Raw genomic sequence first — 25,740 nt, forward strand, 5'->3', positions numbered from 1 at the left:
TTTAACTTACAATTTTATCAATTAAATTAAGTTCTTCTGTAGAAAATTCTAAATTATCTAAAGCTTTTAAATTTTCTTTTAATTGATTAGCCGAACTTGCTCCTAAAAGTACCGATGCTACTTGTGGTTGCCTTAAAATCCAACCAATGGCCATTTGAGATAATTTTTGACCACGCTCTTGTGCAATAGTATTTAGTTTTACAATCTTTTCAAGGTTGCTGTTTACAGTATCACTATTTAAATAAGACATGTTTTTAGAAGCTCTAGAACCCGCTGGTATGCCTTTTAAATACTTATCGGTTAACATGCCTTGTGCTAATGGTGAAAAAGCAATACAGCCCACACCATTCTTATCAAGAGTATCTAAAAGTCCGTTTTCAACCCAACGGTCAAATATAGAATAGCGCGCTTGATGTAAAATAAAAGGCACATTTAAATTTTTAAGAATAATAGCAGCTTCTTGAGTTTCTTTAGGCTGGTAATTAGAAATACCAACGTACAAAGCTTTTCCTTGACGAACAATATCGGCTAAAGCTCCCATAGTTTCTTCTAAAGGGGTATCAGGGTCTGGTCTGTGGTGATAAAAAATATCAACATAATCTAATCCCATTCGTTTTAAACTTTGGTCTAAACTTGCAATTAGGTATTTTCTTGAGCCCCAGTTGCCGTAAGGCCCCGGCCACATATCAAAACCTGCTTTTGTAGCTATAAACAATTCGTCTCTATAACTCTTAAAATCTTGTTTAAAAATAGTGCCAAAATTTTCTTCTGCTGAACCATATGGTGGACCGTAATTGTTAGCCAAATCAAAGTGAGTAATACCTAAATTAAAGGCACAACGCATAATTTCTCTAGCGTTTTGAAGACTGTCTATAAACCCAAAATTATGCCATAACCCCAAAGAAATGGCAGGGAGTAATACACCGCTTTTTCCTGTACGGTTGTATTTCATGGTGTTATATCTGTTTTGTGATGCTTTGTATTCTGTTACACCAGATTTATCGTTGATTTGCATAACTTTAAATTTAGAGTACTAATGTATTAATTAGTTTAAAATTGAAAAATAAAAAAAGCCTTTAAAGTTAACTTTAAAGGCTTTTAAATAATTTTAAAAAATAATAATGCTAATCTTTAATGGGTTGTTTCATGTTTTTATTTAAATGTTTTGCAAAAAAGCCCATCATTGCTTTGTATAAAGCTATACTGTTTTCTTCTTTGGCAAACCCATGACCTTCGTTGTATTTAACCATATAGGGTACATCAAACCCTTTAGCTCTAAGCGCTTTAACTATTTGGTCAGATTCGTCAATGTTAACTCTGGGATCATTAGCTCCTTGTGCTACAAAAAGTGGTTTTTTAATTTTATCAATTTGAAATGCAGGAGACACTTCTTTCATAATTGCTTTTTCTTCAGGAACATCTTCATCATACCAAATTTCTTTAATTATTTTTAAATAGGGTTTCCAGTAAGGAGGGATAGTTTTCATAAAAGTGAAAATATTAGACACGCCAACATAATCAACTCCACAGGCATATAAATCAGGTGTTTTAGTTAAACCACGTAATACTGCGTAACCGCCATGACTTGCTCCGTAAATAGCTATATTGTCTTTATCTACCCAACCTTGGTCTATTACATATTGAATTCCATCTTCTACATCATCCATAGCTTTTCTTCCAATTTGTTTAAAACCAGATTCTAAAAATGTTTTACCATATCCTCCTGAAATTCTAAAATTTACCTGTAGGGTAGCATAACCTCTACTAGCAAATAACTGTACTTCTGGATTGAATCCCCAAGAATCTCTAATTCCTTGTGGCCCACCATGAGGATTAACAATAAGCGGTACTTTTTCACCGTTTAGTGCTTCTTTAGGTAAGGTTATATAACCGTGTAAAGTTAAGCCGTCTCTACTTTTAAAAGTAATAGGACGCATTTCGGCCATATCACTTTCTTTAAGATTTGGCATTAAATTATATAGCAACTCAAATTTATCTTTAGCAGGATCATAAGAGTAGTAGGTACCATATAATTTATCACTTTGAATAAAAAACAAGTATTTACTTTCATCATCAGTAACATCGGCTACTGAAATGTTGTAACCAGGGAATTTATTATTTAATTTTTTGTAAAGTTTTTTTGCGTAATCACTAACAGGTACTATAACTTTTTTTTCACCTTCATAAGAAAAATAATCTAATTCATAGCCTCTATGCCTTGATAAACTTAGTCCAGAAACATCGTATTCTTCATGAGAAAATAGTTTTTTAATGACTTTATCTTCTTTTAAATCATATAAAAAAATCTGTGTTTTATCTGTTTCTAAATTAGAAACAACGTAAGCTTCATGCGGATTGTTTGAAGCATAATTAAAAGAAGCAATACTAAAACTATCTTTCCAGTTTAATTGTTTTTTTAGTTCATAATTTTCGCCATCAACTGTATAATAAAAATCCATATTAACACCATCTCTCATTTTAACAAAGCCACGTAGGTTTCCGTCTTTATCAAAAATATAACTGTTTATGGGGTTTGCTGCATCTTCATTTTTATATAGTTGTTTAAGCTCTCCTGTTACAATGTTTATTTTATAGGGTTCAAATATTTGAGGATTGTTTTGGTTCATTGAAATAATCATATGGTCTTTATCTTCTTTTAAACCATTAAGAATATTTACTTTTACACCATCAAAAGGCGTTAATTCTTTTTGGTTTGAACCATCTATGTTTACAGCAAATAAATGATAATCTTCATTTCCGCCTTTATCCATAACATATACCAATCTATTTTCATTTGCCCATCCAAAACCTCTAATTAATTCTTCTTTTTCTTCAATAACCCTTTTAATTTCACCTGTTTTTAAGTTTTTTACATAGACATGGTTTTTGGCATTTTCATCTTTTTCTCTGTAGGACATATAATTTCCATTGGGAGATAAATTGAATGATCTTGCTTTAGGTCTTGCAAAATAATCTTCAACAGAGTATTTGTAGTTGGTAGCATTCCAATTAGACAATTTTTCTAATTCTTCATCTGAAGTAGGTAACGATGTGTCTCCTGGAAGTGTTTTCTCTGTTTTAGTAAGTGTTAGAGGAAATTCCATACCGCTTTGATAAAAAGTACCACTTAAACTAGTTTGTTTTAAAGTGGCTACATATTTAATGCCTGCTTTAGTGAATTTAATAGTTAGTGTGTCATTTACAAAGGTTGTTTCATCCATAGGGATTCCGGTAGCTCCTTGAGATGGACTATCCATAGTGGAAGTGAATCCGTCATCAGTGGTTGTTATATCAAAAACTAAAGGAATCTCCGTTCCTTGTACAGATAGTTTTCCTTTCCAAGAGCCTGTAATGTCTTGTGCGTTTACTTGTGTTGCCATAGCTAAAAATAAAACCGCAAGAATAGTTAATTTTAATGTAATACGTTTCATTATATTAAATTCATTTAATTAAGTTAAAAAATAAAGCTGTTATTAGTTAGATGAAAAATAGTAAATTTTGTTACAGAATTTACTTAAAAATCATTGTTTTTTGTTGTTTAGCTGTAAGTTTCATTTAATTAAGTAATCAATTTACCTTTTTATCATGTTGTTTGTATTGTTTAGGTATCAGCTTAATAACATACAATTATTACAAAATTTAACTAGCCGTTAATAATCTTTTATATTTTTTAGGCTAAACATTCGGTATAAACGCTTTAAGGTGTTATTTTTGCAGGCGTCAAAATTGTTTGCATGTCCGTATCTCAAATAGAATTAGCAGAAAGAAAAACCGGTAAAGACCTTTATAGTTATCAAAAAGGTGCTATTGATAAAATTTTTAAAAGTTTTGATGAATCGCCTCCAGATTATCATTTATTATATCAATTGCCAACAGGGGGAGGAAAAACAGTTATTTTCTCTGAAATAGTTAGGCAATATCTAAAAACCCATAAAAAAAAGGTTTTAGTAATGACACACCGTATTGAGTTGTGTAAGCAAACTTCAAAAATGCTTACAGAATTTGGTGTAATAAATAAGGTGGTAGATAGTAAGGCAGATTTAAGTGATCAAGCAGATTATAGCTGCTTTGTAGCAATGGTTGAAACCTTAAATAACCGGTTAAATGATAATAAATTAGATATTTCTGATATTGGACTTGTTATTATTGATGAAGCTCATTATAATTCCTTTACAAAGCTATTTAAATTTTTTAGTCAGTCATTTATTTTAGGAGTTACAGCTACACCACTAAGTTCTAGTATTGAATTACCAATGACCGATAATTATGATGAATTAATTGTTGGAGAAAGTATAGAATCCTTAATTGAAAACGGATTTTTAGCTAGAGCCGAAATGTTTAGTTATAATGTGGGCTTAACGTCTTTAGTTGTTGGAGCTAACGGAGATTACACGGTAAAATCATCAGAAGATTTATATACCGATGACAACATGCTCTCAAAGCTTTTAAGAGCCTATGAAGAACGGTCAAAAGGAAAGAAAACCTTAATATTTAATAATGGTATTAATACTTCTTTACATGTTTATGATACCTTTAGAAGAGCAGGTTACCCTATTGCACACTTAGATAATACACACTCTAAAAAAGAAAGAGCCCATATTTTAAAATGGTTTAAAGAAACACCAGATGCTATTTTAACCTCGGTAAGCATATTAACCACTGGTTTTGATGAACCTACTGTAGAAAGTATTATTCTTAATAGAGCAACTAAATCTTTAACACTTTACTATCAAATGATTGGTAGAGGCTCTCGTGTTTTAGAAAATAAAAAAACCTTCCAAGTAATTGATTTAGGTAACAATTTTCACAGATTTGGCCCTTGGGGAGATAATTTAGATTGGCAACGTATTTTCAAATCTCCAAATTATTACTTAGATACTTTATTAAGTGATGAAGAATTAGAAAGCAATTTTAGATATGAAATGCCAGACGATTTAAGAGCTGAGTTTGGTAAATCGGAAGAAGTTTATTTTGATATTCAAAAAACCTACGTAGATTCTATTAGAGCAGGAGAGTCTTCAAAAGTAGTTTTAGAACGCTCCATTGCTCAACATGCTAAAATTTGTATTGAAAACAGTGAAGATGTTTATGATGCGCTTGCATTAGCCAAAAAATTGGGTGATGATATAGATTTTAGAATAGGGCGTTATACAAAATGTATAAGTAAAAGCACCTTTAATTTTGTAGAATGGTTAAAAGGTGAGTATCGAAAAAAACTAAATTCTTACTTGCGTACAAATTTTGATAAAGTCTTTGAGGAAATTCATGGATATCCTCCAGAAGATTAAAGTTATTACTGGCTAAAACTTAAATTTTGGATATAAAAAAAGCTTTAAAATTCATGCTGATAAGTACATTATCATTTGCATGCATGAATAGTATTGTAAAAGATTTAGTTCATATTAGTGCTTATCAAATAGTTTTTTTTAGGTCTATCTCTACGTTAGTTATTACAACTTCTATTCTATTAAAATATAACATATCCATTTTAGGAAATAATAAAAAGTTATTGATTATTAGAGGTTTGGTAGGAGTAACTTCTATGACTTTATTTTTTATGTCAACAAAATATTTACCTATAGGTACAGCAGTTTCCTTACGGTATTTAGCACCTATATTTGCTGCTGTTTTTGCAATTTTCTTTTTAAAAGAAAAAGTAAAACCCATTCAGTGGTTGTTTTTTACCATGGCTTTTAGTGGGGTTGTTATTTTAAAAGGGTTTGATACAAATATAGACACCTATGGTCTTTTACTTATTATTTGTTCTGCAATATTTAGCGGATTAGTTTATGTAGTTTTAAGTAAAATAGGAAAAAGTGAACACCCCGTTGTAGTTGTAAACTATTTTATGATTATTTCTGTTTTGGTTGGCGGTGTGCTTTCTATTAAAAATTGGGTAAATCCTGTAGGTATAGAGTGGCCTATGCTACTTGGCTTAGGTATATTTGGTTATTTTGGACAAATTTATATGACTAAAGCCTTTCAAACAGCAGTATCAACCAGTCAAATAGCTCCTTTAAAATACCTTGAAACTATTTTCACAGTGCTTTTTGGGGTATTTATATTTGCCGAAGTTTATTCGTTTTGGAGCATTTTAGGTATTGGATTAATAATTATTGGATTGGTATTAAACGCTCGTTTTAAGGAACGATCAAAAAAACTAAATAATGAGTAACCCCAATAAGTTTTCTATTGTAAATCCTGCAAAGTCGCCAGTATTTTACGGTTATATTGTACTTTTTTTTGGTAGTTTAGGGGTGTTAGCCAGTATTCCAGGGCAAACTGTAGGAGTATCTGTTTTTACAGACCCTGTTAAAGATGCTTTGGGGCTTACTAGAAATGAGTTTAGTAATGCCTATATGTTTGGTACTTTTTTGAGTTCTTTTTTTATAAGTAGAGCAGGGAAGTGGTTTGATAAATTTGGAGCACGTTATGTAGCATTTTTTGCGGCATTACTTTTAAGTGTTTCATTACTTTTATGCTCATTTTCTGCTAAAATAAGTAGTGTTTTTTCAGAGCTTTTAAATACCAAATCTTGGGTAGTACCATTTCTAGTAATAACTATTTTATTCTTTTTAATAAGATTTAGCGGGCAAGGAGTAATTACTATGTCTTCTAGAAACATGATTATGCTTTGGTTTGATAAAAACAGAGGAAAGGTCAATTCAATAAGTAGTATAGGAGTTTCGTTAGGGTTTTCTATGTCTCCATTAGTTTTTAATTATTTAATTGAAAATTATGGTTGGGAAAAAAGTTGGCAAATTCTAGCTTTAGTATTGGTAGTGTTTAGTTTTTTTATTATTCAATTTTATAGAGATAAACCAGAAGATTTTAATTTAAAACCCGATGGACACAGTGTTAATAATTCTAAAACAAACATTGTAAGTACTGTAAAAGATTTTACACTTACCGAAGCAAAAAAAACAAGAGCTTTTTGGATTATTGGTTTAATTCTAGCTTTTAATAGCTTTTTTATCACCGGTTTTACCTTTCATGTAGTATCTATTTTTGAAAGTCAGGGGTTTGAAAAATCACAAGCCATAGCCATATTTGTACCTATTTCAATTATTGCTATTATTATTTCTACTATAGCTAACATTTTAAGCGACTACATTAAACATAACATCTATGTCCTAATCATGATTTTTAGTGGGTTTTTAGCATCCATTGGCTTGTTATTATTATCAAAATCTATGGGTATATACCTTTTAATTAGTGGTTTAGGCGTTTTAGGTGGGTTGTTTGCAGTGGTAAATGCCGTTACATGGCCAAGGTACTTTGGACGAAAACATTTAGGAGCTATAACAGGTAAATCTATGAGCTTTTTGGTAATTGCCAGTGCCATAGCACCTACTATTTTTAGTTATTGCTACACTACTTTGGGTTCTTATAGCTTTATGAGTTATATAACTATAGCATATTTAATAGTACTAGGTATTGGCTTTATTAAGTTTAAAAACCCCCAATAAATGTAACTATTTTTAATTATAAAGTAAGTTTGATTTAGCACTACTATATTTGTACTTTTAACATCTTATTTTACAGGAAATAGACTATGATTTTTAAGACTCGAATCAATAATTTCAGAAGAAAAATAATGGGCTGTATAACAAAACATGTTGGCAGCTCTTATACAAATCCCCAACAGGGTGATTTAAAAGTAGAAGACATTAAAAATGTTTTAATTATCAGGCCCAATCATCGTTTAGGTAATCAACTTCTTTTAACACCCATAGTTCAAGAGGTTTTAAACACTTTTCCAAATTGTACGGTAGATTTATTTGTGAAAGGAGGCGTAGCACATCCTGTTTTTCAAAATTATAAAAGAGTTGATAAAATTATTAAACTACCCAGAAAGCCTTTTAATAACTTATTTAAATATGCTAAAAGTTGGGTGTCTGTTAAAAATAAAACATACGATTTAGTTATTAATGGTGATAAAAATTCTTCTTCAGGAAGATTATTAACCCAATCTGCTAAAGCAAAATTTAAATTATTTGGAGAATCAACTCCTGAAATTGAAAATAAATACTCTGATTATGAGCATATTTCTAAATATCCCATTTATAATTTACGATATTTTTTAGAGAAATTAGGTGTTGAAATTCCCAAAACTAAATTACCTTTATTAGACATAAAACTTACTGATGCTGAAATTGAAAACGGTAAAATAATATTAGATAATTTAATTAAAAACAATAAAAAAACTATTTGCATTTATACCAATGCCACGGGTAATAAGTGTTATTCTGAAGCATGGTGGGAAACTTTTTACAACCGTTTAAAAAAGGAGTACCCAAATTATAATATTATAGAAATGCTTCCTATTGAAAATATTTCAAAAATAAATTTTAAAGCGCCGCATTTTTACAGTAAAGATATTAGAGAAATGGGTAGTGTTTTACGTAATACAGCTATTTTTATTGCTGCAGATAATGGTGTTATGCATTTAGCAAGTGCTTCTTTAGTGCCAACGGTCGGCTTTTTTTCCGTAACCAACGAAAATAAATATCAACCCTACGGTAATGATAGCTTTGCGCTAAATACTAATAATACTAATATTGACGATTGGTTTAAGGCTATTCATGAAATTTTAGCTTAACCTTCTATTATTTCGCCTTTTCATTTACTACTTAAGCTCCCTAATTTGCAATAGATTTTTAAATGGGGCTTGATGTTTTTCTAAAATGAGTTATTTCATAAACAACCTTAAATGGAGGTTTTTTAAGTTTAGAATTTAGATAGTATGTATTCTTTTAAAAAAATGCTACAAACTTTTTAAAGGTTAGTATTATTTACAGAATATAATCTAAATGATAAGTAAAACTTGTTTTATGATATTAGTAATGAAAACAATTATTAATGATTTTAAGAAATGAGAGATGATTTTTTTTTAAATAATATTATATAAACTTATTTATAATTTCTTCTTTTTTTAAAGGATTAGTTGAAACTAAAAAAGATTTAAGTAAATAAACTGCAAGTGTGTGACATATCATGATTATGGTTACAAATGTTTTATTATAATGAAGAAACTCATTAATAATACTCAGGCTTACTTGAAAAAAACAAAACAAACCCGATGTTAATAACATGGTACCAGTCTTGTAATTGTATCCAATATAAATAAAAGCTATTGTAATAAGAAAAACTATTAAGCATATTGTAGCTGTAAAAACTAAAAACATAGTATTTCCTGGTAATACAGAAAATAGTAAATCAATTAATATATAAATAATATAACTTAATAAACCTACGGTTAAAAAAGTTGTAAAAGATAATATAGATTTTAACTTTTCTTTAGTTACATAACCACGTATTGCATATGTACTACAAATAAGGTATATAGTTGTAAGTATGGTTATGTAAATAAAATGAGTTTGAAAATCTAGAGAAGCTAGTACGTCCGACACTAATAAAACTAATAGTCCAAAAATGTACACAAAATTAGAATTATTTTTCTTTTGGTAAATATAGCTTAAACAAACACACACAATTGTAAGAGGCATTACATACACTAAATCTCTTTTTATAGAAATTATGCTAACAATGACAGAAATAAATAAGAACACAAAAAAAAGCAGGTCGAAAATATTCAAACCGCTTTTTAATTGTTTCATATGATTGGTTGTCATCATTAAGAATATAATAATAAATTAAAGATACATATATTTTATTCAATTTTAAACCTTTTTACTAACAGCATAAACACCCCAATCTGCAATAGATTGTACAACTGGAATTAACGTCTTTCCAAAATCTGTTAAAGAGTATTCTACTTTTAATGGTGGTTTAGAAGTATAAACTTTACGTTTTATAATACCATCTTCTTCTAAATTTTTAAGTTGTAAACTTAACGTACGCTCAGTTACTGTAGGCATTTCTTTTCTAAGCTCATTGTACCGTAATGTCTTATCAATAAGATGAAATATGATAACAGTTTTCCATTTTCCACCAATAAGTCCCATTGTTAAACTGGCACAACAAGGGTATTCTTTACCTTTAAATTTATACATAAACTTAATTTTAACTTATACAAAGGTATTATACTATCATTAATTATACAACTATACTTTTTATAGTTTATTTAACATTTTGTATAAACACCTATTATTACTGGTATTATCAGATGTTATAACCATTAAATTTTATACTATCATTTATGACCGTTATTGCACAGAATGTAAACTACCAATACTTTTGTAACTATACTTTTGATAGTATCAATTAAAACCATAATAAAAATCAATTAAAAATGAATTTAAAAGAAACATTAAATTGGAGATACACTACTAAAGAATTTGACCCAACAAAAAAAATATCTAAGGAAGATATGGCTCAAGTTAAAAGCTTGTTAAGAATGAGTGCATCAAGTGTAAACTTACAACCTTGGCATTTTATTATTGCTGAAACTGAAGAAGGTAAAGCACGTATAGCAAAAGGAACACAAGGTTTTTTTCATTTTAACGAACCTAAAGTAACTAATGCTTCAGCTGTTGTGCTTTTTTGTGCAAAAACAGATGCAGATGAAGAATATTACAAACACATTGCAGATGTAGATGATAAAAATGGACGATTCCCAAATGAAGACATAAAAAACGGATTTATAGGTGCTGTTAAAACATTTGCAGATATTCATAAATATGATTTAAAAGACTTACAACATTGGATGGAAAAGCAAGTTTATCTTAATATTGGAAGCTTTTTACTAGGAGTAGCAAGTTTGGGTATAGATGCTACACCAATGGAAGGTATTGATGTAAAAGCATTAGATGAAGAATTCGGGTTAAGAGAAAAAGGTTTCACTGCTTTAGTTGCCGTTTCTATTGGATATAGAGCAGCATCTGATTTTAACTCAACCGATAAAACACCAAAATCTAGATTGCCAGAAAGTGAAATATTCACTGAAATATAAATCATATTAAAACCATAGTGATGAAAAAAATTATAATGGTTGTTTTGTTATTCTTAGCAATTGGAGTAAATGCTCAAACACCAACAACAGACCATACAAAATCCAAAAACGAAGTTGTTACTACAGACAATGTAGAATGGGGCTGGCTAAATCCGTTGAGAGGTGATAAAAGTCCAGCTGCAGGAAAACTTTGGGGCGACCGTACAAAAAACGAGCCAGCAGGCTTTTTAGTGAAATTTAAAAAAGGATTTTCATCGCCACCACATATTCACAACATTACCTATCGTGGTGTCGTGATTAAAGGATTGTTACATAATGATGATGAAAACGCCGAAAAACAATGGTTGCCAGCCGGTTCGTACTGGCAGCAACCAGCAGGAGAAGCGCATATAACAGCAGCAGACGCTGAAGATAATATGGCTTTTTTAGATATTCAAGAAGGGCCATATTTAGTAAAACCAACGTCGGAAGCTTTTGATAATGGTGAGCGTCCAATTAATGTGGATAAATCCAATATGGTTTGGTTAAATGCTAACGATATAGAATGGGTAGCTTCAAAAAGTAATGTAGAAACTGCCTTTTTATGGGGAAGTCACGAAAAGAATCAACTACGTGCAACATTATTAAAATTATCAGCTGGTTTTAAAGGAAAAATTAAAAATTTGAGTCCGAATTTTAGAGCAGTTGTTATTTCTGGTAAAGTAACCCATCAATTTTCTAAAAAAGATGACGAAAATGTGTTAGAATCAGGTTCTTATTTTGGTGTAGAAGAAGGTGCTTCACCTCGTTTAAGTACAGATGTTGAAACAGTGATTTACATGCGTTCTAATGGTAAATTCAAAATAAAATGTAGCTGAAACCTAATGAAATATTTAATTAAAGTTTAGTTTGATTGATTGTTAATAGTAGAAAAAGCCACCAAATATGTAAATAGTATTTGTGGCTTTTTTTTTAACATAAGAAATAAATAATGAAGAAAACCATATTAATTACAGGAAGTACCGACGGTATCGGGAAACTTACGGCTTTAAAACTAGCCAAAGAAGGACATGATATATACCTTCACGGTAGAAGTGAAGAAAAATTAAATGCAGTCATTAACGAACTAAAAGAAGTTTCAAACAACCCAAACATCAAAGGTTTTGTAGCTGATTTTTCAAATTTGAAAGCTGTAACACAAATGGCTGAAAACATTAAAAATGATATTGAAAAACTAGATGTTCTTATCAATAATGCTGGTATTTATAAAACGTCATCAAGTAAAACTAAAGACAGTTTAGATATAAGAATGGCTGTAAATTATTTGGCGCCATTTATCTTAACAGAAAATATTATTTCCGTTTTAGAAAAAGGATTAGAACCCAGGATTGTAAATTTAAGTTCGGCAGCACAATCTACAGTTCAAAAAGGAGTATTAACAGGCAATGCAACTGTAAACGCCAGTGAAAGCTACGCACAAAGTAAGTTGGCATTAACCATGTGGTCGTTTCATTTTGCAAAACAACACCCCAGTATTACAACCATTGCTGTTAATCCAGGGTCGTTATTAAACACCAAAATGGCTAAAGAAGCCTACGGACAACACTGGTCGCCAGCTGAAAAAGGTGTAGATATTCTTTATGATTTAACCATGTCTGAAGCAAATAAAAACGAATCAGGCAAGTATTTTGACAACGATAAAGGAAGTTATAATAATGCACATCCTGATGCTTATAATGACGATAAAATTAAATTATTACTAACTTTAACCCGAACCATTATAAGTAATCAACGTTTTAAAATACTTATTTATATTTATTAATATGGCTAGAAATGAAATAGAACACCAGAAAAAATTACTAGAAAAATGATTGTAAACGCGGCATTGTAGCTTACAATAATAATCATAGGGATAGTGAATATATTAGAAAACAATTAGGAAAATTAAGTAAAGTATAATGCAAAAAGATATCCCAAATATTGAGTTTAATGCTAAAAAGCCTAACAATTCTGGTATAGAAATTCTTACCATTGAAAATTTAGCGGCTAGAAAAGATCTTGCAAAAGATCATCATCCAGAAAAAGCACATCAGGTAGCATTTAATATGATTGTGTATTATACCGAAGGAGAAAGCAAGCAACTGGTAGATTTTGTATGGCATCCGGTGAAAAAGAATACTATTATTCATATTTCAAAAGGACAAATAAATGCCTTTCAGTTTACCAAAGGTTTAAAAGGATACATATTATTGTTTACTGCTTCATATCTTCAAAAGCAAATCAATGCCTTGCCTAAAAATGAAATTGAAAGACTGTTCAATGCGCATTTATTTTCACCAATAATACAGGTGCCAGACGATTCTAATGTATTGCAGTATTTTCATTTATTATTTGAAGAATATACCAATTCAAAAGAAGATTACAGTCAAGAAAACACATACAAATCGTTACATTCTATCATATTTTCGAAGTTAGAACGCTTAAAGCAATACCAAACGTTTCATTTAAAACATTCTAATCAACTTCATACGTTTTTAAATTTTAAATCGTTGTTAGAAACACATTACAAAACCAGTAGGAATGCCGATTTTTATGCTGAAAAACTAAACATAACCTACAAACATCTTAATACCATTTGTAAGTCTATTATTGGTATTACAGCTAAACAATTTATAGATCAGTTTTTGGTTTTAGAAGCCAAACGCTTACTTGTAAATTCAGATATAAAAAGTACCGAATTGGCCTATAATTTAGGTTTTGAAGAACCAACAAACTTTGTAAAGTACTTTAAAAAACATACAGGATTTACCCCAAATTCATTCAAAAAACAATATATTTAGCATTTAGGTTCGATATTTACCATTTTTATATCAATATTTATCTTTAGCTAGGTCACGTTCGTTAATAGTTTTGATTAAAAATTTCAAAAATATGTCAGATGTAAGAACGTGCCCAACTTGTGGTGCAAAAGCAAAGTACAAAGTAAAAGAGGGTTTAGAAACTTTTACAGCAGTTCAAGATGAAGAGGCTTTTAAAAAAATAGGACAGATGAAAAAAGCCATGGAAAAGTTCAAAGCCAAAGCAGAAGCTTTAGAGAAAGAGTTAAATCAACTAAAGTCTCAACAATAGCATGACGTTAAAAAAAAAGGATTAGAATAATGGCATTAAGCACAACATATCAGCAAATAAGACAACAAACACTAGCATTTTGTAAACATTTAGCTATTGAAGATTTTTCAATTCAAGTAGTGCAATTTGCAAGTCCTGCTAAATGGCATTTAGCGCATACCACTTGGTTTTTTGAAACGTTCATTCTTAAAACTTACAGTGATAATTATAAGGTTTTTGATGCCGATTTCAACTTTTTATTTAATAGTTATTACAATAATGTTGGTGATCGCATATTGCAAGCCAACAGAGGTAATATGTCTAGACCAAGTATTGATAGAGTGTTTGAATACAGAAACTACGTAGATAAACACATGATGAGGCTTTTAAGTGAGGCAACCGATAAAAAGCTGTTAAGTTTGGTCATCCTTGGTTTAAATCATGAGCAACAACATCAAGAACTTTTGGTAACTGATGTTAAATACATGCTTGGTCATAATCCGTTATTTCCTGTATTTAATGCTGATTATAATTTAGTAAAAGATTACAATGCAAGTAACACCTCAGTAAACATAAAAGCAGGTAATTATACTATTGGTTATCAAGGTAATGATTTTTGTTATGATAATGAATTAGGTGTGCATCAAGTATACTTAAATGATTTTGAAATAAATAACCATTTGGTGACTAATGGTGAGTACTTAGAATTTATGAATTCTGGTGCGTATTCAGACTTTAATCTTTGGTTAGATGAAGGTTGGACATGGATAAACCAAAACAACATTAAAGCACCTTTATATTGGCATAAAAAAGATGGTGAATGGTACCAATATACCTTAGCTGGATTGCAAAAGATAGATCCGTTAGCATTGGTAAGTCATGTTAGTTTTTTTGAAGCTCAAGCGTTTGCAGAATGGAAAGGTATGCGATTGCCTACAGAATTTGAGTGGGAAATTGCTTCGCAAAAATTTGATTGGGGTAAACGTTGGGAATGGACAAACAGCGCCTATTTACCATACCCAAACTTTGTAAAAGAAAATGGGGCAGTAGGCGAGTATAACGGAAAATTTATGAGCAGTAAAATGGTGTTAAGAGGTGCATCTGTTGCAACGTCTAAAAACCATAGCAGACCAACGTATCGTAATTTTTTTAACCCAACACAACGCTGGCAATATACAGGAATTAGACTCGTAAAATAAATGACAAATACATTTAAAGAAGATGTTAGGCAAGGTTTAGAGCAAACTCTTAAAACATTGCCTTCAAAATATTTTTATGATAAAAAGGGCGATGCGCTTTTTGTGGAAATCATGAACTTGCCAGAGTACTATTTAACACGATGTGAGTTAGAGATTTTTCAAAACAAAACAAACGCCTTAATTGAGGCTTTACAGTTAAAAACCAATACACATTTTGAACTTATTGAACTTGGTGCTGGCGATGGATTAAAAACCAAACACTTGCTAAAAGCCTTAAAAAATCAACAATTTAATTTTGAATATATTCCTATTGATATTTCGACAAATGCGTTACAGTTATTACAACAAGATTTAAATAAAACTTTGCCAGATGTTGCTGTGACACCAAAACAAGGTGATTATTTTGAGGTTTTAGCATCATTAAAACACAATAACAAGCCAAAGGTCATTTTGTTTTTAGGCTCTAATATTGGTAATATGGAAGATGTTGTAGCGCAACAATTTATTTATAATTTAGGTGCTAATCTTCAAAAAAATGATATGCTTTTATTAGGCGTGGATTTAATAAAACCTGAAGACATTGTATTGCCAGCTTATAACGATTCTAAAGGCATTACGGCGCAATTCAATTTAAATATTTTAGAGCGAATTAATAACGAATTAGATGCCAATTTTAATTTAAATCATTTTGTACATCATCCAGAATATGATGAAAATATAGGTATTGCTAAAAGCTACATTAAGAGTACAAAAGCACAAACTGTAACTATTAAAGCTATAAATGCGTCGTATAATTTTAATGAAGGTGAAAAAATTCACACCGAAATATCTAGAAAATATAACGACAACTTAATTAAGAGTATTATTGCAAATACCGATTTTACCATAGAACATAAAATTTTAGACAGCAAAGCCTATTTTGCCGATTATATCTTAAAACGCCATCAACTATGAGTGATAGCAAACTAGTGGTTTTAGGATTAGGAAGTCGGTCAACAGCCTTTTATTTACAAGCACTTAACCAAGAATACAACACCAAATTTGGTGGTTATAGCACCTGTCCGTTAGTATTATATAACACTAATTTTCATGCTATAAACACTTTACTACCTAAACCTTCAAAAGCTTTAGAAACGGTATTGCAACCCGTGTTTAAATCTATTCAATCATTTCAAGCTTCGCATGTATTAATACCTAATATTACATTACACGAAACAATAGATGGTTTGTTAATTCCAGAACAAATTATCCACCCTATCCATCTAACAATAAATGCTATTAAGGCTAAACAATTAAAAAAAGTTGTGGTGTTTGGTTCTATATATACCATGACATCGCATTATATTAAAGATGCTTTTAATGCTCATAATATAGATGTTATTCTACCAGATGCATCAGAAATGCACTTGATTGATTCTGTAAGACAAGCAGTTTATAATCATACCGAAACAAAAACATTAATGGATTCATATTACAAGTTATGCCGTACTTACGCATTAAAGCATACCATTATTTTGGCATGTACAGAACTATCAATTCTTAAAGCGAAAAACAACGCTATTATTGATATGGCACAACTGCAAATAGAAAACACTATTAAACTGCTGTCTAAATAGGTTATATATTTACCATTTTTAGGAATGTATTCATCTTATTTTTAGACCAGTTATTACAGAACTTTGTATTCATAATAAACGATATAAATAAAAATTTTAAAATATTATGAAAATAGCAGTCACATCGGTAAGCGGACAATTAGGCGCAGCCATAGCAAATCAATTAATTAAAACCATAGGAAAAGCTAATGTGGTAGGAATTGCACGTACACCAGAAAAAGCGCAGCATTTAGGAATTGAAATTAGAAAAGGCGATTACAACAGTCGCGAACAATTTAACGAAGCCTTAGTTGGTATGGATGCTGTGTTGCTAGTTTCTGGTATGGATGCACCAGATAAACGTATTGAACAACACCGCAATGTTATTGAAGCGGCTAAACAAAACAAAGTAGCTAAAATTGTTTATACCAGTATTATTGGTGCCGAAAAAGGTTCAGCGTTTAGCCCAATAGTACAAAGTAACCGCCAAACAGAAACAGACATTAAAAACTCTGGTTTAGACTTTGTTATTGGAAGAAATAGCATTTACATTGAACCCGATTTAGAATACATTGATACTTATGTAAAAGAAGGAGAAATAAGAAATTCTGCCGGAACAGGCAAGTGTACCTACACTAGCAGAGAGGCTTTAGCAGTAGCTTATACCAAAATGCTTACAGAAGAAAAACATAACGGAAACACTTATAATTTAGCAGGCGAAGCCATTACGCAAGCAGAACTTGCAAATTATATCAATACAGTATATGGCACTAATTTAAGCTATAACGCTATTTCTGTTGATGCTTATACTAAAGAACGCCAAGAAGCATTGGGTGAATTTTTAGGCACTGTAATTGGTGGTATTTATGAAAGTATGCGCAATGGTGCTTATGATGTTAAAAGTGATTACCAAAAAGTTGTAGGTGAACCACATCCAAGTGCTTTAGAACTGATTAAAGCGTATAAAGCAACTTCAAATTAAGATAAAAATAAATGGTTTTGTTTCTTTAGAAGCAGAAATCAATTGTGTTTGATGGTTAATAGCAGGAAAGGCTACCTAAACGGTAGTCTTTCTTAAACTTATACAGGTAACAGAAACATACATCTAACTATTTTTTTTGTTAAAATTTATAAATAAACGTAACTAGTTACGTTTTTATTCTTACATTTGTGTAACTAGTTACGTAATTATGAATGATTTTTTAATAGCATTAGAGTATGAAGGCATTACAAGTAGATTAAAACGCTTAAGTGATACTTTACTATACAGCACTAAAGACTTATACAAATCTGAAGGTTTAGATATAGATCCAAACTGGAATTTAATATTTAGACTTCTACAAGAACATAGTGAATTAACCATAACAGAAATGGCAGATACTTTACAATTTTCGCATCCAGCAGTAATTAAGATTGTTAAGAAGATGAAAAAACGTGGTTACATAAATTCTTATGCAGATAAAGACGATAAACGTAAGCAGGTATTATCGTTAACCGATAAAGCGCATCAACATATAAAAACGTTTGAAGCCTATTGGACTGCAGGTACAGAAGTGGTAGAAGATCTTTTAGCCGACAGCCCTAATTTGCTAGACGAATTAACCAAAATTGAAGAAAAAGTAAACCAATTAGATTATAAACAACGTGTATTATTAAAATTAGAAAAGTGATGAATATACTCGCTGAAACTTTAGGTTACCTTGCAATTGCAGCAGGATTTTACGCTGTAACAAAAAAGGAAATGTCAGGATTTAGATTGTGGCATTTAATTTCAAGTTTCTTTTATGTTATTTATGGTGTGTTTTTGTATTCTGGTCCCTTAATTATTTCTGGTGCTATATTTTGTGTTATTCATATTCATCACTTACGAAAAATGAAACAAAAAAAAGACCCAAAAAACTTTGGGCCAAATTCAAAATGTTCGTCTTGTTAAAATTTACAATAAACGTTCGGCTATTTCTAACCAACTAGAAACTCTGGTGTAGCCTGTTTCGCCAACATTATGAGGCGAATTAAAGAGTAGGGTGTCGCCTTCAAATTTTTCAAGATTGTAGGTTCTATCATCAATTAATAAATCACCTCTTAAGATGAATTTATGACCACACATGATGCGATGTTCCCAAGTAATAAAAGGCATATACTGGTCTAACCAATCACTTTTTTCTTGTAATGAATTAGGGAATTGTGTAGCCGCAGTAGCTATATAAACCTCATGTTTTTTGTATAGCGCTTCCATAACCTGAATAGCATCTTTAATAGGTTTTAAATCTCTAAAAAAGCCTTTTTTATATGCATGTTGTAAGATGCTTTCTTTATGTGTTTCTGGTACGTTTTGCCATACTTCGCCAGATTCAATATGAGCAAGTGAAAGTTTTTGTTGGTGCTCTTTATTATATAACTCTATGTGCTTACCATAAGTGTCGGTAAGTACATCGTCCATATCTACAAATATTGTCATAAAAAAGTTTTAAACTAATTACGTTATTTTTTATTTTTTACAAAAGCTATTTTTCACATTTAACGGTTTAATAATTTTATTTTAATGCTTAACAAGTCAATTTATCGATGATTTTTGAGTTTCATAATTAGCACCTTTCTATTCATCGTAAATTTTTAACCTTCATAAGATTTTTTATTAAAGAACTATTTAATGTTCTAATTTTAAGCAAATTAATTTTTTAATCCATGAAATATTTAATAAAATCCCTAGGCTTATTTGTTTTTATGGCAAGCTGTTTTACAGTAGTTGCTCAAGAAACTTCTGATATTTTATCAGATATTCCTCAAGATTATAAAAAACGTAGTCCTATTTACGATTTTTCAGAAAAAAAGCTAAATAGTGTTGACACAATTCCTGATTTTGTTTCAAAGAAAAACAAACTTAAAATTACTGGAACTATTTATGAAAGCGATGGTGTAACACCAGCAAAAAATGTATTATTGTTTGTACACCAACCCGATGAAGATGGGAATTTTGAATTAAAAAGGGAAAACAAAAAACGCTATGTGTACCATAGAGGTTGGGTAAGAACCGATGAAAATGGTAAATACACGCTTTATACGTTTGTTCCTGGTAGTTATATTTATGGTAAAGAATTAAAACAAATTTATCCAATAGTTAAAGAACCTAATAAACCAGAATATAAAATTGAAACGTTTCTTTTTGATAACGATCCTTTATTAACAGATAAATGTAGAACAAAAGTAGAAGAAGTAGACCCACAAAGAATACTAAAACTTGATAAAAAAGAAGGTTTATGGGTTGCTACTAGAGATATTATTCTTGGTAAAGAAATAGAGTCTTACTAAAAATTATTAAACGCATTGTCAAGTAATTTTGAGGCATAGTCATATCCAATATTATAGGACTTTTCAATACCACGTTTATCTAAAACTCCAATAGAATCGAGATTTTCTGGCATAAAAAGAAGATTTGGAATGTGTAACTTACTTTTAACATTGGCGTGAAGCATTAATAGGTTAGCTCTTTGAGATAATTGCAATGAATTTTTAAGCATTCCTTTTTCAACTTCTTTAAAAGCTGTTGTATAGGCACCAATTATAAAATTAGATGTATCAATTAATGGCTCAATAGGGAAATTATTCATAATACCTCCATCTGCATAAAGTTGTCCGTCTATATTAACCGGACTAAAAACAGGAGGTAGCGCAGCAGAGGCTAGTACTTTTTGTAATAATTCGCCTTTATGAAAAAACTGAGATTGTCCGGTTTGTAAATTGGTAGCAACCACATATAATTGCTTTTTTAAACCTTCAAACTCATTTATTGGAAAATATTTTTTAAATGATGTAAAGTATTTATCGGTATCAAAAAGTCCTGGTTTGTATATAGTAAAATGGCTGTATTTAAATAAAGGGGTGTCTTTAAAAAAAGAAATCATATCTGATGGGCTAGTGCCATTAGCATAAAGTGCACCAACAATAGCTCCAGCACTAGCTCCAGAAACAATATCTGGGTGTATATCTCTTTCTAATAAAGCTTTAATAATACCAACGTGTGCCACCCCTTTTACACCACCGCCAGATAACACCAAACCTACTTTTTTTCCGGATAATATTGAACTTAAACTCATAGGTTTATAAAATTATTCAAAAAAAAATAAGAAGTTGTTTTTATTTCAATGTTTTTTCAATTTTAATACAATTTCAAAAAACATCCAACTTGTTAAATGTTACTATGACATTAAAAGCTTAGTATTCAATGTCATAATGACACAGTTATCCTTTATTGTTTATTCATAATAGTTAAAAGTTTTTAGTTAAAACCTAATAAAAATAGCTTGGTATTTTTTTTGAAAGAAACTAGTAAGCTATTCAAATTAAAATATTTTTTAAACTAATAAATGTAAAAGGTTATGAAGATTAAAAAATTGATTGTTTTTAAAATGTTATTGTTTTTTAGCTTATTAAATGGATTTGGACAAAATTTTTATGAGGTGTTAGAAGGGCCTATTCCAAATACCAAAAACCTTAGTAGTTTTACCATAAATATTATTGGTTACAATCAGGATTTTGTGATGGCAGAATGGGAAAACTATATTAACGAGTTAAATGGTTTAACATACCTTAACTCTGTATATAAAGGTGTTATAGATACTACAGTTAAAAATATTAAATTTCCTATCTTAAACAATCAAATTGTTAACTTGCACACAAGATTTTCTCCAAACAGTAGTTTAACAGGGATTTTGGTTTCTGTTTGGATTGAAAAGCAAGATGGCAGTTTTTTTTCTTCAAAAGAAAACTTAGATAAAGCCAAACAAATTAAAAATTGGCTTTTAGGCTTTCAAAACTGGATGCGACAAATTAATACCAGAATGATTTTAAACAAAAATAGCTTTAAACCAATAAGGCCTCCGTATTAATATCATTATTGTTTAATTAAAGAGTAGGTGAGTAGTAAATAGTGTTAAAACAGGCACAAAATCATGTTGTTTTCTTGTAGCTCCAAACGGCTAACCCATTCATAATTAATGCATACAGCAAGGTTTTTAATAACTGAGGAAGAATATCTATAAGTCCAGAACCTTTTAACATTACCATACGCATCACTTCTACAAAGTATTTTATAGGGTTAAATTCGGTAATCATTTGAGCCCATTTTGGCATACTTTCAATAGGTGTAAATAAACCACTCATTAAAATAAAAATCACGGTAAAAAACCAAGAAATAAACATGGCCTGCTGTTGGGTTTCTGTAAAATTTGAGATAAACAAACCAATACCTAAAACCACCAAAATATAGATAGAGGTGTATAAATACATTAGAGATAAGCTACCAAGCATTGGTACATTAAAAATGAGTTTTGCAATAGTTAAACCTATGGTTAACAATCCCATACCAATTACCCAAAATGGAAAAAGTTTACCAATAATAAACTGGCTTTTTTTAATTGGCGTTACATTAATTTGCTCTAAAGTGCCTATTTCTTTTTCTCTTACAATATTCATTCCTGATAAAAACAAAGTAATCATGGTTACTAATAAAACCAATATACCAGGAACCATATAGGTTTTATAGTTAAGTGTTTTATTGTACCAAAATAACGGAATGGTATTTATGTTTGAAACCTGTATTTGTTTATCAGAAACTTGAAATAAGTCTACTTTTATTTGTTGATTAAATTGTTGAATGATTTGCGAAACATAAACGTTTATTACACCAGCTGCAGCACCATCAATGGCATTAATAGTTACACCTAAACTATTGTGTTTGTCGTTTTGTAAATCGCGTTCAAAATAAGGTGGAATTTCTAAAACAACATCTACTTCACCTTTTAACATGGCGGAATTAGCTAGAGTTTCCGACGAAAAGTTTTTTAAAACATTAAAATACGTTGAGGCATTAAATTTTTCCACTAATGCTCTTGATGTTGATGTATGATTGTTATCTATATATCCAAATTTGATGTTTTTAATCTCAAACGTAGCTGCATTAGATAAAATAAGTAGTTGGAGTAGTGGCATTACAAAAATAATTGGCAGCATCCCTTTATTTCTAAAGATTTGCTTAAACTCTTTTTGTATGATGTATAAAATGGTTTTCATTATTATTCCAATCTAATTTTATATTTCTTCACACTCAAAGCAATAAAAAACACAGTCATACCCAATAAAATCAAGGTTTCTTTCCATATAAATTGCATGCCAACACCTTTTAGCATAATACCTTTAATAATGATGATGAACCATTTTGCAGGTATTATGTTGCTTATAATTTGTAAAGGTATAGGCATACTAGAAATAGGGAAAATAAATCCAGACAATAATATCACCGGAAGCATGAGCCCCATTAACGAAATCATCATAGCCGTTTGTTGCGTTGCAGAAACTGTTGATATTAAAATACCTAGCGCTAATGCCGTAATAATAAATAAAATACTCTCTAGCGCTAATAAAAATAAACTTCCTTGAACGGGCATTTTAAAAATAAAAATACCTAATACTACAATTACTATAGCATTAATAATTGATAGAAAAATATAAGGAAACACTTTACCAACAATTACCTGAATGGGTTTTAATGGCGATACCAAAAGGATTTCCATAGTGCCTAATTCCTTTTCTCTTGTAATAGAAATTGAAGTCATCATTGCAGAAACCAACATCAAAATAATAGTCATTACTCCAGGAACAAACATGTACACGCTTTTTAATTCTGGATTATAAACCATGCGTGTTTCTGGAATAATTTGGTAAGCTATTGTGATATCTTTATTTAGATGTTTTTGATAGTGCTGTAAAATAGCATTCACATAATTACTTATAGTGTTTGCAGTATTTGGGTCTGTGGCATCTGTTATAATTTGAACTGTTGCTTTATTTTCTTTAATAATATGTTTACTAAAATTTTTTTCAAAATTTAAAACAGCCTTTACATGTCCTTTTTGAAACACCGATTCTATATCAGATTCTTTATCAATGATTTGTTTAACACTGAAATACTTTGAGGCTGATATTTTATTGATGATTTCTGTTGTAGTAGCGTCTTTAGAATGGTCTAAAATAGCAATATCAACATTATTGATTTCATTGGTAATGGCGAAACCAAAGAGTAAAATTTGGGCAATAGGCATACCAAAGAGAATAAACAACGAACGTCTGTCTCTAAAAATATGGTAGTACTCTTTTTTTATAAAACCTATGAATCTTTTCATATTAGCCCCTTTTAATTTCCCCAAAAGGGAAAAACGTGTTACTTAAATCGTGTATGTAAAAATTATTCATTTCTTTAACTATCAGATTTTTAAAGCTTTTTTAATTCCCTTCCTTATGGAAAAGGTTAGAGATGGGCTATCTCGCCAATTTCAAAAACACATCATTCATATTATCTACATTAAACTGTACCTTCAATTTTTTTGGTGTATCTAGAGCTTCAATTTTTCCGTTTACCATAATGGAAACACGGTCGCAATATTCGGCTTCATCCATGTAATGAGTAGTAACGAAAACGGTTGTTCCTTGGTTGGCGGCTTTATATATTAACTCCCAAAACTGACGTCTGGTTATTGGATCTACGCCTCCAGTAGGCTCATCTAAAAACACAATTTTAGGATTATGAATTAAGGACACTGAAAAGGATAGTTTCTGTTTCCATCCCAATGGTAAAGCCCCAACCAATTTATTAGAAACACTTTGCAAGCCTAATTCTTCAATTAAGACATCTGATTTTTCCTTAATTAGCTTTCTAGACAACCCGTAAATACCTCCAAAAAAAATAATATTTTCTCTCACCGTTAAATCGTCATACAAAGCAAATTTCTGGCTCATATAGCCAATATTTTTCTTAATGTCTTCGGCATTAGAATACACATCAAATCCAGCTACATTAGCCTTACCAGAAGTTGGATTAGAAATGCCAATTAGCATTTTCATTGCGGTAGTTTTTCCTGCGCCATTGGCTCCTAAAAATCCAAAAATCTCACCTTTTTTAACTTCAAAAGAGATGGCATTTACTGCCGTAAAATCACCAAACATTTTGGTTAACTCTTCTACTTGTATAACGTTATTACTATTCATCATTTTGCTAATTCCATAAAGGTATCTTCAATAGTGGCTTTGGTTTTTTCTATATGTATATTTGATAAGTTTTTGCTTTCTAAATACAGTTGTAATTGTTTAGGATTAAAATCAGCTCTACTATCTGTATAATGCACAAACTCGCCAAAAGGGTACACACTATGATTGTGTTCATATTCATTTAAACTATTGATGAGCCTATACATATTATTGGCACTAACATTGTAAATTGGCTTTTGATAGTGCTTAACAATGGCTTTAGGCGTATCTATTTCCAAAATTTTTCCGTCTTGAATAAGTGCTATTCTATCACATAAAGCTGCTTCATCCATATAAGGTGTTGAAACCAAAATGGTAATTTCTTTTTGCTGTAAGCGCTTAAGCATGTCCCAAAATTCTTTACGCGATACGGGATCAACTCCAGTGGTAGGCTCGTCTAAAAAAAGTACTTTAGGTTTATGTATTAATGCACAACTTAAGGCGAGTTTTTGTTTCATACCACCTGATAGCTTTCCTGCACGACGGTCTTTAAACGGTTCTATTTGAACATAGATGTCTTTTATTAAATCGTAATTTTCTTCTATAGTAGTTCCAAAAATGGTTGCAAAAAAGTTTAAGTTTTCTTCAACCGTTAAATCTTGATACAATGAAAATTTCCCAGGCATATAGCCAACACTGTTTCTTATGTTTTTGTATTCTGAAACCACATTGTAACCAGCAACAGTTGCTGTACCCTTATCTGCAAATAACAGGGTAGTCAATATCCTAAATAACGTAGTTTTTCCTGCGCCATCAGGACCAATAAGCCCAAAGAGTTCACCTTTTTTAACTTCAAAAGAGATATCTTGTAAGGCATTTACACTTTTATAAGATTTACTAATATGTTTTACAGAAATACTCATTA

The 25,740-nt window shown here is 30.5% G+C and carries 26 protein-coding genes; 17 read left to right on the plus strand and 9 right to left on the minus strand.

From position 1 onward, the window contains the following. Position 1 precedes the first annotated feature (1 nt). A complete protein-coding gene (gene mgrA / locus BWZ22_RS14245) occupies positions 2–1,015 on the minus strand; it encodes an L-glyceraldehyde 3-phosphate reductase (RefSeq protein ID WP_076701151.1) in 1,014 nt (337 codons plus the stop codon). A gap of 109 nt (positions 1,016–1,124) precedes the next feature. Next, a complete protein-coding gene (locus BWZ22_RS14250) occupies positions 1,125–3,431 on the minus strand; it encodes a S9 family peptidase (protein WP_083692377.1) in 2,307 nt (768 codons plus the stop codon). A 303-nt stretch (positions 3,432–3,734) separates the two neighbouring features. Between BWZ22_RS14250 and BWZ22_RS14255 the strand changes: the two genes are divergently transcribed. The 4 genes from BWZ22_RS14255 (at position 3,735) to BWZ22_RS14270 (ending at position 8,602) form a co-directional block, all read left to right on the plus strand. Further along, positions 3,735–5,288 (plus strand): DEAD/DEAH box helicase, encoded by a 1,554-nt coding sequence (locus tag BWZ22_RS14255; protein ID WP_076701154.1) that lies wholly within the window; start codon positions 3,735–3,737, stop codon positions 5,286–5,288. A gap of 26 nt (positions 5,289–5,314) precedes the next feature. After that, positions 5,315–6,175: a DMT family transporter gene (locus tag BWZ22_RS14260; RefSeq protein WP_371326806.1), complete on the plus strand. Its 861-nt coding sequence runs from the start codon at positions 5,315–5,317 to the stop codon at positions 6,173–6,175. Next, positions 6,168–7,469, plus strand: a complete 1,302-nt coding sequence (locus BWZ22_RS14265; RefSeq protein ID WP_076701159.1) for an MFS transporter — start codon at positions 6,168–6,170, stop codon at positions 7,467–7,469. The genes BWZ22_RS14260 and BWZ22_RS14265 overlap by 8 nt, the downstream gene beginning before the upstream one ends. 128 nt (positions 7,470–7,597) lie before the next feature. After that, positions 7,598–8,602, plus strand: coding sequence for a glycosyltransferase family 9 protein (locus tag BWZ22_RS14270; protein WP_232225186.1), 1,005 nt, complete (start codon positions 7,598–7,600; stop codon positions 8,600–8,602). A gap of 1,081 nt (positions 8,603–9,683) precedes the next feature. Here BWZ22_RS14270 and BWZ22_RS14280 read toward each other — a convergent pair. Beyond that, positions 9,684–10,016, minus strand: coding sequence for a helix-turn-helix domain-containing protein (locus BWZ22_RS14280; RefSeq protein WP_076701165.1), 333 nt, complete (start codon positions 10,014–10,016; stop codon positions 9,684–9,686). 239 nt (positions 10,017–10,255) lie between these two features. Between BWZ22_RS14280 and nfsB the strand changes: the two genes are divergently transcribed. The 11 genes from nfsB (at position 10,256) to BWZ22_RS14335 (ending at position 18,729) form a co-directional block, all read left to right on the plus strand. Continuing rightward, positions 10,256–10,915, plus strand: a complete 660-nt coding sequence (nfsB, locus tag BWZ22_RS14285; RefSeq protein ID WP_076701168.1) for an oxygen-insensitive NAD(P)H nitroreductase — start codon at positions 10,256–10,258, stop codon at positions 10,913–10,915. A gap of 20 nt (positions 10,916–10,935) precedes the next feature. Beyond that, positions 10,936–11,772: a DUF4437 domain-containing protein gene (locus BWZ22_RS14290; RefSeq protein ID WP_076701170.1), complete on the plus strand. Its 837-nt coding sequence runs from the start codon at positions 10,936–10,938 to the stop codon at positions 11,770–11,772. 113 nt (positions 11,773–11,885) lie between these two features. After that, positions 11,886–12,716 carry an SDR family NAD(P)-dependent oxidoreductase gene (locus BWZ22_RS14295; RefSeq protein ID WP_076701173.1) on the plus strand — a complete coding sequence of 277 codons (831 nt, stop codon included), beginning with the start codon at positions 11,886–11,888 and terminating at the stop codon, positions 12,714–12,716. A 136-nt stretch (positions 12,717–12,852) separates the two neighbouring features. Continuing rightward, positions 12,853–13,734, plus strand: coding sequence for an AraC family transcriptional regulator (locus BWZ22_RS14300; protein WP_076701174.1), 882 nt, complete (start codon positions 12,853–12,855; stop codon positions 13,732–13,734). Positions 13,735–13,825: 91 nt separating this feature from the next. Beyond that, on the plus strand, positions 13,826–14,023 hold the full coding sequence (locus BWZ22_RS14305) for a hypothetical protein (RefSeq protein ID WP_076701177.1): 198 nt from the start codon (positions 13,826–13,828) through the stop codon (positions 14,021–14,023). A gap of 29 nt (positions 14,024–14,052) precedes the next feature. Next, positions 14,053–15,201: an ergothioneine biosynthesis protein EgtB gene (egtB, locus tag BWZ22_RS14310; RefSeq protein WP_076701179.1), complete on the plus strand. Its 1,149-nt coding sequence runs from the start codon at positions 14,053–14,055 to the stop codon at positions 15,199–15,201. Next, on the plus strand, positions 15,202–16,155 hold the full coding sequence (gene egtD, locus BWZ22_RS14315; RefSeq protein ID WP_076701181.1) for an L-histidine N(alpha)-methyltransferase: 954 nt from the start codon (positions 15,202–15,204) through the stop codon (positions 16,153–16,155). Continuing rightward, entirely contained in the window at positions 16,152–16,817 is a 666-nt protein-coding gene (locus BWZ22_RS14320; protein WP_076701184.1) for an aspartate/glutamate racemase family protein, read from the plus strand. Before egtD ends, BWZ22_RS14320 begins: the two co-directional genes overlap by 4 nt. Before the next feature lie 106 nt (positions 16,818–16,923). Beyond that, positions 16,924–17,778 carry an NAD(P)H-binding protein gene (locus BWZ22_RS14325; protein ID WP_076701185.1) on the plus strand — a complete coding sequence of 285 codons (855 nt, stop codon included), beginning with the start codon at positions 16,924–16,926 and terminating at the stop codon, positions 17,776–17,778. 208 nt (positions 17,779–17,986) lie between these two features. Next, positions 17,987–18,466: a MarR family transcriptional regulator gene (locus BWZ22_RS14330; RefSeq protein ID WP_076701188.1), complete on the plus strand. Its 480-nt coding sequence runs from the start codon at positions 17,987–17,989 to the stop codon at positions 18,464–18,466. Further along, positions 18,466–18,729, plus strand: a complete 264-nt coding sequence (locus BWZ22_RS14335) for a YgjV family protein (RefSeq protein WP_076701191.1) — start codon at positions 18,466–18,468, stop codon at positions 18,727–18,729. The genes BWZ22_RS14330 and BWZ22_RS14335 overlap by 1 nt, the downstream gene beginning before the upstream one ends. A 3-nt stretch (positions 18,730–18,732) precedes the next feature. Here the strand turns inward: BWZ22_RS14335 and BWZ22_RS14340 are convergent, their stop codons facing one another. Beyond that, entirely contained in the window at positions 18,733–19,254 is a 522-nt protein-coding gene (locus BWZ22_RS14340; protein WP_076701193.1) for a 5'(3')-deoxyribonucleotidase, read from the minus strand. Positions 19,255–19,481: 227 nt separating this feature from the next. Between BWZ22_RS14340 and BWZ22_RS14345 the strand changes: the two genes are divergently transcribed. Next, positions 19,482–20,105: a hypothetical protein gene (locus tag BWZ22_RS14345; RefSeq protein ID WP_076701196.1), complete on the plus strand. Its 624-nt coding sequence runs from the start codon at positions 19,482–19,484 to the stop codon at positions 20,103–20,105. Here the strand turns inward: BWZ22_RS14345 and BWZ22_RS14350 are convergent. After that, the gene (locus BWZ22_RS14350; protein ID WP_076701198.1) at positions 20,102–20,890 is read right to left on the minus strand and encodes a patatin-like phospholipase family protein; all 789 of its coding nucleotides are present in this window, start codon (positions 20,888–20,890) and stop codon (positions 20,102–20,104) included. The genes BWZ22_RS14345 and BWZ22_RS14350 overlap by 4 nt on opposite strands. Positions 20,891–21,172: 282 nt before the next feature. On the opposite strand from BWZ22_RS14350, the gene BWZ22_RS14355 reads away from it, so the two are divergent. After that, positions 21,173–21,682 (plus strand): hypothetical protein, encoded by a 510-nt coding sequence (locus BWZ22_RS14355; protein WP_076701201.1) that lies wholly within the window; start codon positions 21,173–21,175, stop codon positions 21,680–21,682. Between the two features lie 61 nt (positions 21,683–21,743). Here the strand turns inward: BWZ22_RS14355 and BWZ22_RS14360 are convergent, their stop codons facing one another. The 4 genes from BWZ22_RS14360 to BWZ22_RS14375 all read right to left on the minus strand — a co-directional run bounded on the left by BWZ22_RS14360 (position 21,744) and on the right by BWZ22_RS14375 (position 25,738). Further along, on the minus strand, positions 21,744–22,865 hold the full coding sequence (locus BWZ22_RS14360) for an ABC transporter permease (RefSeq protein ID WP_076701204.1): 1,122 nt from the start codon (positions 22,863–22,865) through the stop codon (positions 21,744–21,746). Between the two features lie 2 nt (positions 22,866–22,867). Further along, positions 22,868–23,974 carry an ABC transporter permease gene (locus tag BWZ22_RS14365; RefSeq protein ID WP_076702537.1) on the minus strand — a complete coding sequence of 369 codons (1,107 nt, stop codon included), beginning with the start codon at positions 23,972–23,974 and terminating at the stop codon, positions 22,868–22,870. A gap of 136 nt (positions 23,975–24,110) precedes the next feature. Then, entirely contained in the window at positions 24,111–24,836 is a 726-nt protein-coding gene (locus BWZ22_RS14370; RefSeq protein ID WP_076701207.1) for an ABC transporter ATP-binding protein, read from the minus strand. Further along, positions 24,836–25,738, minus strand: coding sequence for an ABC transporter ATP-binding protein (locus BWZ22_RS14375; protein WP_076701209.1), 903 nt, complete (start codon positions 25,736–25,738; stop codon positions 24,836–24,838). Before BWZ22_RS14375 ends, BWZ22_RS14370 begins: the two co-directional genes overlap by 1 nt. Positions 25,739–25,740: the final 2 nt, after the last annotated feature.

The organism is Seonamhaeicola sp. S2-3, from assembly GCF_001971785.1.
In the GTDB taxonomy this organism is placed as follows: domain Bacteria; phylum Bacteroidota; class Bacteroidia; order Flavobacteriales; family Flavobacteriaceae; genus Seonamhaeicola.